This window comes from Streptosporangium sp. NPDC002607 (assembly GCF_053592655.1).
Genome location: NZ_JBSFWD010000015.1, coordinates 86,232 through 98,060 on the forward strand (window position 1 = coordinate 86,232; position 11,829 = coordinate 98,060).

The 11,829-nt window shown below is 71.9% G+C and carries 12 protein-coding genes; 5 read left to right on the forward strand and 7 right to left on the reverse strand.

The annotated features are described in order from the left end of the window. Nucleotides 1-51: 51 nt before the first annotated feature. Complete coding sequence (gene pheA / locus ACWD3H_RS19005) at nucleotides 52-972, reverse strand: prephenate dehydratase (RefSeq protein ID WP_350959745.1); 921 nt, start codon at nucleotides 970-972, stop codon at nucleotides 52-54. A gap of 159 nt (nucleotides 973-1,131) precedes the next feature. Continuing rightward, on the reverse strand, nucleotides 1,132-2,532 hold the full coding sequence (locus ACWD3H_RS19010) for a glycosyltransferase 87 family protein (RefSeq protein WP_451955885.1): 1,401 nt from the start codon (nucleotides 2,530-2,532) through the stop codon (nucleotides 1,132-1,134). 264 nt (nucleotides 2,533-2,796) lie between these two features. On the opposite strand from ACWD3H_RS19010, the gene ACWD3H_RS19015 reads away from it, so the two are divergent. After that, the gene (locus ACWD3H_RS19015) at nucleotides 2,797-5,094 is read left to right on the forward strand and encodes a hypothetical protein (RefSeq protein WP_451955886.1); all 2,298 of its coding nucleotides are present in this window, start codon (nucleotides 2,797-2,799) and stop codon (nucleotides 5,092-5,094) included. On the opposite strand, the gene mptB is transcribed toward ACWD3H_RS19015, so the two are convergent. The 3 genes from mptB to ACWD3H_RS19030 form a co-directional block, all read right to left on the reverse strand. Beyond that, nucleotides 4,976-6,451, reverse strand: coding sequence for a polyprenol phosphomannose-dependent alpha 1,6 mannosyltransferase MptB (gene mptB / locus ACWD3H_RS19020; RefSeq protein ID WP_451955887.1), 1,476 nt, complete (start codon nucleotides 6,449-6,451; stop codon nucleotides 4,976-4,978). The two genes, ACWD3H_RS19015 and mptB, sit on opposite strands and share 119 nt — an antisense overlap. A gap of 261 nt (nucleotides 6,452-6,712) precedes the next feature. Continuing rightward, nucleotides 6,713-7,393, reverse strand: coding sequence for a glycosyltransferase family 2 protein (locus tag ACWD3H_RS19025; protein ID WP_451955888.1), 681 nt, complete (start codon nucleotides 7,391-7,393; stop codon nucleotides 6,713-6,715). Nucleotides 7,394-7,441: 48 nt separating this feature from the next. Continuing rightward, nucleotides 7,442-7,795 carry an STAS domain-containing protein gene (locus ACWD3H_RS19030; protein ID WP_350913998.1) on the reverse strand — a complete coding sequence of 118 codons (354 nt, stop codon included), beginning with the start codon at nucleotides 7,793-7,795 and terminating at the stop codon, nucleotides 7,442-7,444. A gap of 228 nt (nucleotides 7,796-8,023) precedes the next feature. On the opposite strand from ACWD3H_RS19030, the gene ACWD3H_RS19035 reads away from it, so the two are divergent. Beyond that, on the forward strand, nucleotides 8,024-8,536 hold the full coding sequence (locus ACWD3H_RS19035; protein WP_451955889.1) for a hypothetical protein: 513 nt from the start codon (nucleotides 8,024-8,026) through the stop codon (nucleotides 8,534-8,536). 99 nt (nucleotides 8,537-8,635) lie between these two features. On the opposite strand, the gene ACWD3H_RS19040 is transcribed toward ACWD3H_RS19035, so the two are convergent. Then, on the reverse strand, nucleotides 8,636-9,763 hold the full coding sequence (locus ACWD3H_RS19040; RefSeq protein WP_355560770.1) for a sensor histidine kinase: 1,128 nt from the start codon (nucleotides 9,761-9,763) through the stop codon (nucleotides 8,636-8,638). Next, entirely contained in the window at nucleotides 9,760-10,455 is a 696-nt protein-coding gene (locus ACWD3H_RS19045; protein ID WP_355560773.1) for a response regulator transcription factor, read from the reverse strand. Before ACWD3H_RS19045 ends, ACWD3H_RS19040 begins: the two co-directional genes overlap by 4 nt. Before the next feature lie 116 nt (nucleotides 10,456-10,571). On the opposite strand from ACWD3H_RS19045, the gene ACWD3H_RS19050 reads away from it, so the two are divergent. From ACWD3H_RS19050 to ACWD3H_RS19060, 3 genes are all read left to right on the forward strand, one after another. After that, a complete protein-coding gene (locus ACWD3H_RS19050) occupies nucleotides 10,572-10,739 on the forward strand; it encodes a hypothetical protein (RefSeq protein WP_326646316.1) in 168 nt (55 codons plus the stop codon). Continuing rightward, nucleotides 10,736-11,002, forward strand: a complete 267-nt coding sequence (locus tag ACWD3H_RS19055) for a DUF6412 domain-containing protein (RefSeq protein ID WP_350913989.1) — start codon at nucleotides 10,736-10,738, stop codon at nucleotides 11,000-11,002. The genes ACWD3H_RS19050 and ACWD3H_RS19055 overlap by 4 nt, the downstream gene beginning before the upstream one ends. 103 nt (nucleotides 11,003-11,105) lie before the next feature. Further along, on the forward strand, nucleotides 11,106-11,801 hold the full coding sequence (locus tag ACWD3H_RS19060) for a YidC/Oxa1 family membrane protein insertase (RefSeq protein ID WP_451955890.1): 696 nt from the start codon (nucleotides 11,106-11,108) through the stop codon (nucleotides 11,799-11,801). Nucleotides 11,802-11,829: the final 28 nt, after the last annotated feature.

The window sequence follows — 11,829 nt, forward strand, 5'->3', positions numbered from 1 at the left end:
ACCGAGGTACGGCTCGCGTCCGCGCCCGGTTTGCTCCGTACCGGCCGACGATCAGCTCTGGCCGGTACGGATCCTGTCGAGCCAGGCGGCGGCCTCGGCGAAGTCGTCGTTGTTCGTACCGCGCTTGATCTGCGGTGCGAAGGCGTCGGCGCGCGGGTAGCTGCCCAGGAAGCGCACCTTGGCGGAGATCCGGTGCAGACCGGAGATCGCCTCGCCGACCCGGGCGTCGGCGACGTGGCCCTCGAAGTCGAAGTGGAAGAAATAACGGCCGATGCCGTCGCCGGTGGGCCGCGACTCGATACGGGACAGGTTGACGCCGCGGACGGAGAACTCGGTCAGCATCTCCAGCAGCGCGCCCGGATGGTCGTCGGCCAGGAAGACCACCAGGGAGGTGCGATCGGCACCGGTCGGCTCGGGCAGCGGGCCGGGACGGGTCACCCGGACGAACCGGGTCACGGTGTCGGTGCGGTCGCCGATCCCGGTCGCGAGCTGGACGAGGCCGTAGTGCTCACCGGCGATGCGCGCGGCGATGGCCGCGTCGTACGGCGAGCCGGGGATCGCGACCTCCTGCGCCGCCGCCGCCGTCGACGGGGCGGCGACCACCACGGCGTCGGGCAGCTCGCGGGCTGTGAAGTTGCGGCACTGGGTGATGGCCGCCGGGTGGGTGAAGACCCTCTTGATGTGTCCCATCTCGGTGCCGGGGCGCGCCAGAAGCGAGAACTCGACGGGCAGCAGCAGCTCCGCGGTGATGAGCAGCGGCTCCCCCTGGGCGAGCTCGTCAAGGGTCGTGGTGATGGCGCCTTCGAGCGAGTTCTCCAGCGGGACGACTGCTCCGTCCGCCTCGCCACGCCGGACCGACTCAAGGGCCGCGGTGATGTTCGGGCTCGGCAGACGCTCGGCCTCCGGCGCCAGGATGCGCAGGGCCTCTTCGGTGAAGGTTCCCTCCGGTCCCAGGTAAGCGAATTTCGGCATGACCTCAGGTTATCCGGCGACTGTCGAAAAATGTGCCCAAGGTCGCACCTCCGGGCCGCTTGGTCCTCCCCAAGACCATCCGAGGTCGCTCCGCATTAAGCTGCTTCACCCTACAAGTCACATCAAATTTGGTCATTTCACACCACGGATCACCCCGTATCAGCGGAGTGCCTGGAATGCCGCTCTCCGTCTGGGCAGCCACACCCCCAGCAGCCAGACCAGGAAAAGCGCGCCCAGCCCGAACCCGTTCTGCACGATCTTGCCGAGCACGGGGCTGAGCACCGGGATCTCCGCCGCCTTGATCGTCACCCCCCACCAGGGGATCGGCAGCACGTAGTAGAGCCAGACCCCGGCGGCCACCCGGACCCTGACCGGGTCGCGCCCGTCGCCGGCCAGCGCCCCGAGCACCACGACCACCCAGGCCAGGTGGTGGATCCAGGCGACCGGGGAGAGCAACACCGCCATCAGCCCGACCAGGGCGACCCCGGCCACCGGGTGCCCGTCGAGCAGCGCCCGGCGAGCGTGGCGGAAGCCGTACCAGGCGACCACCGCGACCAGCGCCACCCAGAGCAGGCTCGTCAGCACGTCGGGCAGGTAGAGCCGGATGAGCATGCCGCGCATCGACTGGTTGGTGGTCGCGGCGTTGGCACCGAGCCGCTCGGGGTCGAGCAGCGCGCGGAACCAGAAGTCGGCGGCGTCCGCCGGGATCACCACGAACGGCAGCAGGGTCAGCAGCGCGGCGGTGAGCGCGGCGATGAGGAAGGTGTCGCGCTGCTCCCGTCTCGCCCCGGGGCCGAAACCGGTGATGAGCAGGTAGATCAGGAAGACGCCGGGGGTGAGCTTGACCGCGGTGGCCAGGCCGATCAGCATGCCGCGCGGCCACACCGGTCGCCTGGCCACGCAGTCGACCAGGCAGAGCGCGACGAGCAGGATGTCCACCTGGCCGAAGCGGACCTGGTCCCTGATCGGCATCAGGTAGGTGCACGCGATCATCAGGACGGCGAACAGCAGCGGCGCCCACAGCCGGTCCATCCCGCGCAGTCTCTTCAGACCGCCCGCCCAGCCCGCCCCATGGGGCCGGGTACGCGCATCCGCCCGTGCCAGGTCTCCGGCGGGCGTACCGGGAACGACCACCGGCGAGGCCGGCACCGCGCCCTGGGTGCCCGTCCCGGTGAGCAGGGCGCGGAAGGAAAGCCCGACGGTGACCGCCAGGGTCAGGAAGATCAGCGCCGTCCACGCCCACTGCGCCGCCGGCCACGACATCGCCGCCAGCGGGGTGGCCAGCAGGGCGGCCACCGGCGGGTAGGTGAACGGCAGCAACTGCGGCGCCGGGGTGACGAACCCGTAGACGGACCGGCCCTCCAGCACCGCCTCCCCGCCGGTACGGTACACATCCAGGTCGACCAGGCGCTGGTCGTCCACATTGCCCAGCCAGTAGAGCACCAGCGGGGCCACCGCCGCGGCGACCAGCAGCAGCGCGGGCAGCCAAGGTAGCCACCTCAACCACGTCAGCCACGTCCACGTGCGCCGTCCGGCCGTGGTCACCTCGCCAGTCCTCACGACCAGGCAGGCTACCGTGGGGCCGGGGAAACGGCCGCCCGACGGATACGGACAGGGGAACGGATGGCTTCGACACCGCGCGGTCGCGGGCTCGCGCGCCCGGCCGCCACCGGGACGCCCGGCGCCGCGACACGGCCGGGGCGGCCCGCGCGGCCGACGCGCCCCCTGCCCGCCGGGACTCCGCCCGCCGAGGTCGTCATCCGGTACGGAACACGCGGGTCACACGGCTCGAAAAAGAATCGGCCAGCGGGGTTCTCCAGGACCGTGCTGATCACCATGTCCCTGCTGCTGGCCGGGGTCTGCGGGCTCCTGGGAGCCCTTGGGGCCGGTACGGCGAGCGCCTCGGTGGCGAGGGCGCTTCCCGAGCGGGTCGTGGTCATCGGGGTGCCGGGGCTGGAGTGGAGTGACCTGGACCCGGAGCGGACCCCGAACCTGTGGAGGCTCGCGGGCGAGGGCGGGTCCGCCTCCATGTCCACCCGGGCGGTTCCGCCGCCGGACCGGGGGATCACCTGCCCGGTGGCGGGCTGGCTGACGATCTCCGCGGGCCAGCGGGCGGGTGCCCCGGGCGCGGGCTGCGCGCTGCCGCGCACGCCGGAGGCCACCTCCGACGGCGGGGCGAGCGTGCCCGGATGGGACGAGCTGTCCGCTTTCAACGCCACCACCTCCTACCGGCCGGTGCTCGGGCAGCTGGGCCGGCTCGCGGCCGGAGCGGGCCTGAAGGTGGCCGCCATCGGGCCGGGGGCCGCGCTCGCCGCCGCCGACACATCAGGAAAAATCGCGAAATACGCGGCGAACATCGAGGAACTCGGCGAGCTGTCCCCGTACGGGCTGATCGTGGTGGAGGCCGACGACCTGGCCAGGGCCTGGATCGGCGGCGGCCTCACCCCGGACGGCGTCCCGGTCTCGATGACCGCTCAGACCAGGCGGGAGGCCGTGGCCAGAGCCGACCGCGTGGTGGGCGCGGTCCTCGACCGCCTGCCCCCGCCACGCGCGGCCGCCACCGCTCCGGCGACGCCCCCCACGCCGACCTCCGAAACCACCCGGGCCCCCGGAACCGCGCAGACTCCGGAAGCCGGAAAGACACCCGGAAGCGGGACCACGGTCCTGCTCGGCGGCCTGGCCGACACCTCGATCGCGCCGCACCTGCACGTGGCGATCGCCCGGGGCCCGTCTCCCGGCGGTGAGCCGTACCCGCGCGGCTACCTCACCGCCACCTCCACCCGCCAGGACGGCCTGGTCGCCAACACCGACCTGACCGCCACCGCGATCGACCTGCTGGGCCTGCGGGCCCCGAACGGGGTCGTCGGCCGCGCCTGGCAGGGCCAGGAGCCGAGCGGGGAGCCGGTCGCGGCGACCGTGCGGAAGCTGGCGGACGACGACCTGGCGAGCCAGGTGCTGCGTGAGGTGCGAGGACCGTTCTTCGCGGTGTTCGTGGCGGTGCAGATCCTGTTCTACCTGCTGGCAGCCGTCGCGATCCGGCGGGGCTGGGGCGGCTCCCGAGCCCTGACCGCCGTCCAGGTCGTCGCCGTGGTCAGCGGGGCGATCGCGGTCTCCACCTTCCTGGCGCAACTCGTCCCCTGGTGGAGCCTGCCCGCCCCGATGGCCGCGGTGATCGTGACGATCCTCGGATTCGCCTGCGTGATCACGGGGGTGGCGTTCGCCGGGCCGTGGCGGACGCACCCGCTGGGCCCGCTGACCGTGGTCGCCGCCATCACCTCGATGGCGCTGCTGGCCGACGTGATGACCGGCTCGGTGCTCCAGGTGAACGCGGTCACCGGCTACGAGCCGGTGACCGGCGGGCGCTTCTACGGTTTCAGCAACATCGCCTTCGCCGTCTACTCCGCCGGTACGATCCTGGCCCTGGCCGGGACGGCCCAGTGGCTGATCTCACGCGGCCGGCGCGGGCTCGCGCTCGCGGTGTGCGTGACGTACGGGGGGCTGGCGGTGTTCGCCGACGGCTGGCCCGCGTGGGGCGCCGACTTCGGCGGGGTCCCGGCGTTCCTGGTGGGGGTCGCCATCCTCGTGATCCTGCTGGCCGGCGGGCGGGTCTCACCGGTCAAGCTGGGCCTGGCCGGTCTGGCGGGTGTCCTGCTGATCGGCATCATCGCGGTCGCCGACTGGCGCAGGCCCGCCGACCAGCGCACCCACCTGGGCGCCTTCGTCCAGCAGGTGCTGGACGGGGAGGCATGGACCGTGGTCGGCCGCAAGTTCGGCGCGATGATCGGGGTCACGGTCGGCAACTGGTCACTGTCCCTGCTCACGCTGGTCGCGCTGGCGTTCCTGTTCCTGGTGCTCGACCGCCCCTCGCGATGGGGGGCCTCGGTCCTGGGCCGTACCTACGCGCTCTCGCCCGCGCTGCGCGCCGGGCTGATCGGCGCGCTGGCCTGCGCGCTGATCGGCTTCCTGATGAACGACTCGGGCATCGCGATCCCGGCGATGGCGCTCACGGTCGCGGTTCCACTGACGCTCGCCGCCTCCGTGCGCGCCCTGGCGCTCTCGCCGCCCAGCACACCAGGGCGATCGTCAGTGCCAGCAGCGTCCACGGCACCACCCGCTCCCTGAGCAGGGTCTTCATCCAGAGCAGGTCCTCGGGGCGCAGCGCCTCCCTGGCCGGCAGGTAGCCCAGCGACAGCGCGACGACCCTGGCGACCATGAAGCCCTCCAGCACGGGCCAGGACGCCATGGCCAGCAGCGCGAAGGCCAGCCCGTCGTACCAGGGCAGCGCGTACGGCGCGGCGAACAGCCAGGCGACCACCATCACCGCGGCGACCGCGGGCGCGGTGTCGCCGGGCGCGGTCTCCGCGGGCAGTGCCCGCAGCAGCAGCCAGGCCAGGCAGACCATCAGCAGCAGGGAGCCGATCTGGATCCAGGCCGAGTACGCGCCCGGCCCGAAGAGCGACTGGAGCCCCACCTTGACGAGCTGCCAGGGCGTGGCGAGGGAGACCTTCCTGCTGGCGGCGCTCACCTGGTCGAGCACGTGCGGCCCGGCGACGGCGTAGATCGCCACTACGGTGGCCGTCGCGGTCCCCGCCACCACGGCGAGCCTGCCCGGCGAGCGGCGCAGCTCCCACGCCGGACCGAGGGCGACGAGCCCGGCGTTGAGCTTGACCCCGATGCCCACCCCGAGCAGCAGCCCGGAGGCGGCCCCGCGAACCGTGAGCGCGGCGACCATGCAGGCGATGGCGAGGGTGTCGATGTGCATCCCCGCGCCCAGGTGGTAGATCATCAGCGGGTTGGCCGCCCAGAGCAGTGCCGCCCGCCCGCGCAGTTCCTCGTCCCCCCTGGCGAAACGGTGCAGCAGCAGCGCGGTACCGATGAACGCCGCGGCGTTGACCGCGGCCATCACGAAGACCGTCAGCCGGACCGAGTCGCCGCCCACGAGGCTCGCCAGCGCCTGTACCGCGGTGGCCACCGGGCCGTAGACACTGGTCACCCCGGCCCACTCCTCCACCGCGCCGGTGACCGGATCGTGGGGCAGCAGGGCGGGGGTGACCGCGTAGGGGTCCTGGCCGAGCGTGACCAGCCGACCGTACGCGGCGTAGTTGAGATGGTCGGCCGAGCCCGAGGGCGGCAGGAAGGCGAGCAGCCCCGCGGTGGCGCAGCCCGCCATGAGCAGCCATCGCGCCTCCGGCCTCCACCGGGACCTGAGCGCGGCGGCGAGCCCGAGCCCGCCCAGGACGATCGCGGCGGCGCCCATGGCGATGACCAGATGGGCACTCACCGGAACGTCCAGCGAGTACGGCGGCTGCCAGGACGGCCCGGGCAGCCTCGGGACCATGGCGGAGGGCCCCAGCAGCCCGATCAGGACCGTGACCGCCACCGAGAGCCCCATGGCCCCGAACGCGGCGATGTCGAGCCTCCGCGGCATGCCGCCGAAGGGGCTCCGCCTCTTGTCGCCGACCGACGCCTCCAAGCTCACCCGCAGATTCCAGCACATCCCACAGGTGCCCGGTGCGGCAGCGGCGGACCGGACGGCACCGCGAGGAGCGGCGGGCGACCTGTTCTCCCGGTGGCCCCGGCCGTCCCCGCATCCCGCGTGTGACCTCGGCCGACCCACGACGACTACCCGCACCGCCGACTCTCACATGGCCTCTGACCTGCAAAGACATCACAGATATGGAGGCCGCGAGTCCTCGCCGGACCCGCGAGGAGCCGCTCGGCCGGGTGAATGCCGCCAGGCTCAGCGGCGGACCAGGAGGGCGCGGGCGACGTCGCGGAACTGCCTGGCCCGATGGAGCTGGGCCCGCCAGTCGGTGCCGGTGGCCCGGTGGGCCATCTCCACCTGGACCTCGCGTACCCGAAAGCCCTTTCTGAGCAGATCGATCGTGAGACCGGTCTCCACGCCGAAGCCGTGGGCCAGTGGCCGGGCGGCTTCGAAGGCCGCCCGGGTCAGGCAGCGCTGGCCGTTGAGCGGCTGGACGGGCGTCCAGCCGGTGGCACGCTCGACGCCCTCACGGGCGAGCTTCACGACGAACCCGTGGCCGCCGAGCTTCACCCGGGTGGCGAAGACGGCGATCGTCATGTCGACCTCGCCCGCCGCGACCGGCTCGATCAGCGGCGCGGCGGTACTGGCGGTCTCCCCCAGGTCGGCGTCGAGGAACAGCAGGTGCCGGGGCTCCTCGTCGTCGAGCAGGCGGACGGCCTCGGCACCGCTCTCCATCGCGGCGGCCTTGCCCCGGTTGTGGCTGTGCCGCACGACGTGGGCCCCGGCCACCTTGGCCACCCGCCCCGTCTGGTCGGTCGAGCCGTCGTCGACGACCATGACGAGATCGACGCCGGGGAGCGCCAGGGCCGCGGCCACGGTCGCCCCGATCCGATCATCCTCGTTCTTGGCGGGAATGATCGCCGCCGTACCGGTCATCGAACACCTCCAGCGTGGAAACCCCGGGCTTCGGCCGTGGGGAGCGGGTCATCCCTGGGATTCGGAGGTCATCAGCTTCTCCGGCAGGGTCTCGTGCACGACGAAGACCGAGTCTAGGCCCGTGACCTGAAGGATCTTGCGTACGGCGGGCCGGGGCGCCGCCACCTCCAGTGTGCCGCCGCGCTCGCGCAGCCGCTTGAGCGCGGAGAGCAGCACGTTCATGCCGGTGGAGTCACAGAACTCCACGGCGGACATGTCGAGGACCACGAGCATGGTCTGGCTCTGCCCGAGCAGCCGGGTGAACTCGGCCTGCAGGCGAGGTGCGGTGTATAGGTCGATTTCGCCAACGATGGTCACGACGGTGTGCCCGGCATGAGATCGAGTTGAGACTTTTAGCTCCACAGCGGGCACACTAGCGGCGCGAGAGCCACCGGTCACGCTCTCTTGAACAACCCGAGTCGTCCGCCCTTTGTCCCCCGTTTCGGCCTCATGGAAACCCGGAGTGCGCGAAGCTTGACACTGCGCAACACCGGCTTGGCCGGAAAAGGGAGAAGACCCGACACTCCCGATCATCGCTGCGCTACGGCAGTGACAGCCGTTGAGTTACAGGAAACGGGCTCGAACGCATCCATGAACACCGATCTACCCGAGGATCTCCAGCGGCAGCGGCTCCGGGAACACCTGGAGTCCATGATCACTCGTACCGACAAGGCCACCTCGTGGCGCGATGCGGCGAGTTCACTGCGGAGCCTGGTGAACCACGAGGGACACGTCCCGATCAGAACCAGCCTGTCGACCGAGGACCTCGACTTCCTCGAAGGGGCACGCGAAGAGCTCCTCGACTTCGCCACGCTCGGCGTCAGGCTGCTCGACCTGCACCAGCCCCGTGACGCGGGCGGCATCACCAGCGACACGGCACATCCGATCCTGCGCTGCCGCAGCTGCATGTGGCGCTGGCCGTGCCCGACGTTCCGGGCGATGGTGGAGTCCCTGGGCACCACCAGGAGGCTCACCTCCTGCCGGCACGTCGAAACCGGCACCGCCGAGGACGACGAGTCCGCGCAGGTGACCCTCATGGTCTCGGTGAGACCCGAGAGCGACGCCACGACCGCGCCGACCTCCAACGGCAACGGCCCCGGCTGACGGCCCGAACCGGCGGCTCGCCGGACCCGGGCCGATCGGATCAGGGCCGGTGACGGCGCCCCGCGACGGCGCCCCGCGACGGCGGCCGGGCGGTGCCGTTCAGACGGAGATCGGCAGGCGGATCTCAAAGCGGCAGCCCGGGCCGGAGTTGACGACGCCGATCGCTCCCTCGTGGGCCTCGACGATGCCGCGCGCGATCGCCAGGCCGAGGCCCGCTCCGGCGCCGTCGGCACTGGGCGTGCGGGCCGCCTCGCCGCGGAAGGCGACGTCGAAGACGCGGGGCAGGTCGTCCGCCGGGATGCCGCCGCAGCAGTCGGCGACGGACAGGCAGGCGATCTGGCCCTCGATCGAGGCGCGGACCAGGACGGTGCCGTCGCCGGGAGTGTGCCTGATCGCGTTGACCACCAGGTTGCGCAGCGCCCGGGAGAGCTCGGCCGCGTCGGCCTGAACGGGGATCACCGGGTCGACCTCGCCGGCCAGCCGCACCCCCTTGGCCCTGGCCAGTTGCTCCACCCCGGCCAGCGCGTCGGCGATCAGGTCGCCGAGGCCGATCCGGTTGCGTGACAGGCGCAGCGCCCCCGCGTGGATCTTGGACAGCTCGAAGAGGTCGTCGACCATTCCCGACAGCCGGTCCACCTCCAGACGGATCTGCCGGTGGTAACGGCCTACGGTCTCGGGGTCGGCGACCACCCCGTCCTCCAGGGCCTCCGCCATGGCCCGCATGCCCGCCAGCGGGGTACGCAGGTCGTGGCTGACCCAGGCGACGAGCTCACGGCGCGCGCTCTCCAGGGCGCGCTCGCGCTCGTGGCCCAGGCGCAGGCGCCGGTAGGCCTGATCCAGGCTCCCGGCGATCGTGCCGAGCTCGGCGGGGAGACCTCCGGGTGGGGTGAACTCCCCCGAGTCGGGCACCGCGTGCACGGCGTCGACGAGCCTGCGGCTGGCCGCCACGACCCGGCGGGCGAGCACCGTCGCGACGCCCAGCCCGACCAGACCACCCACCGCGACCACGCTGAGCACGATGTCCCTCGGCGTACCCTCAATGATCATTTTCAGGGTGATGGCGACCACGCCGCCCACCGTCGCCACCACGGTCACCACGACGACCACCGCGAGCATCGCGCCGATCGACCGCTCGCGCAGCAGCCACATCGCCCCCAACCCGGCGAGCGCGACCAGCAGGCCGAGGCCGGCGGTGACCGCGACGATCAGCAGGATCTCGGGGATCACGGCTCCACCAGCGGTTCGTAGCGGTAGCCGACGCCCCACACCGTGACGATGCGCCGGGGAACGGTCGGATCCGGCTCGATCTTCTCGCGGAGGCGGCGGACGTGGACGGTCACCGTGGAGGAGTCGCCGAAGGACCAGCCCCAGACCTGGTTGAGCAGCGCGGAGCGGCTGAAGGCCTGGCGGGGGTTGCGCATCAGGTGGGCCAGAAGGTCGAACTCGCGGGCGGTCAGCATGATCTCGTCACCTCGGAACCGCACCTCGTGCGCCCCGACGTCGACGGTCAGATCACCGTCCCTGAGCACCCCGGTGCCGGTCGGCAGCGAGGCGCCGCGCGCCCGCCGCAGCACCGACTGCACGCGCAGGGCCAGTTCCCTGGGGCTGAAGGGCTTGGTGACGTAGTCGTCGGCACCGGTCTCCAGACCGACGACCCTGTCCATCTCCTCACCCAGCGCGGTCAGCATGATCACTGGAACCGGCCACCGCTCCCTGAGCTTCCTGCACACCTGGAGCCCGTCCATCTTGGGGAGCATCAGGTCGAGCACCATCAGGTCCGGCGGGTTGGACAGCGCGCGCCTGAGCGCCTCGGCGCCGTCTCCGACGCACTCGACCACGTGACCGTCACGTTCCAGGTAGCGGGCCACCACCTCGGCCACCATCGGATCGTCGTCGACCACCAGAATCCGCGCGCTCATGACCTCAACGGTAGGCCCACGAGGGGAGATCCCTAAGCCGTGTCACCGGTCCGTAAGCACTCGATCGTTACGATCAAGGCGCCCGCCGCTTCCCCTGTCAGCGTACGGTGGAACACATGAGTCGTATCGTGCTGGCGGTCCTGGGCGCCCTGCTTGCGCTCTATGTGGTGTTCGGGCTCGTGCTGCCCGCCCTTTTCGGGCTGCTGAAGTTCGTGATCGTGCTGGCGGTCGTGGCCTTCGTGGTCGTCGCCCTGGTCACCGTGGTGTCCAAGTCCAAGAGATGAACCTGCTCCTCGCCGTCCAGACACTGACGGTCTGGATGTTCGACGGCGGCGGCGTCCTGACGGCGACCGCCGTGGTCGGGCTGGGCGTGCTCCTGCTCGCCTGGGCACTGCGACCGGCGCCCGTCACCTCCGGTGCGCGGGCGCGGTCGCCGCTGTCGCGGCGCGATCGGGCCAGGCGGACGATGTTCGTCCGGCAACGCGACCCCGACGCGGCCGGGAGATCCCGGCCCAGAGCACCCTCCGCGGGCCCGGCGCCCGCGTAACCCCCCGCGACCACCGTGTGCCGCGCGCACGCGCTCTGATAAACCCCCGCGGTGCGCGGGCGTCCTCTGTACCGTCTCCACTCCGGTCAGAAGGGCCCCAACCATGTTCGACCCCGTCATCGGGTTCACCGCCGACCTCATCACCGCGCTCGCGGGGCCACTGGGCTCCACCGCGCTCGCGATCGTCGTTTTCACACTCCTCGTCCGGCTCCTGCTGCTCCCGCTCAGCGTCATGCGGGCCAGGGGCGAGCGGGCCAGGATCCGCCTCGCGCCTGAGGTCCGGAAACTCCAGAAACGCCACGGCCGCCATCCCGAACGGCTCCAGCGGGAACTGGCCGCCCTCTACGCCAGGGAGAGGACCTCACCGCTGGCAGGCTGCCTGCCGTCGGTGGCGCAGTTGCCGTTCCTCATGGTGACCTACCAGGCGTTCGTCTCCTCGACGATCGCCGGCCAGGCCAACGCGCTGCTGACCCACGGGCTCCTCGGGGTGCCGCTCGGCCAGCAGTTCGCGGGCGCGGTGGCCGGGTTCGGGCTGCTCAGCGGCCCTACCCTGGTCTTCGCCGGACTTTTCCTGCTGCTCGTCGCCGTGGCGTGGGTCGCCTCCCGCCAGACGCGGAGCACGATGAGCGAGGACGTCCAGCCCGCGGCGCTGCGCCGGATGCTGCCCCTGCTGCCGTACGGGACCGTGCTGGTCGCGGCGGTGCTGCCGCTCGCGGCCGGAATCTACCTGCTCGTCACGACGGCCTGGAGCACCGGGGAGCGGGCGGTACTGCACCGGCCCGCGCTCGCCGGAGGCTGACGACACTCCGGACGGAAGAGGTGCCGTC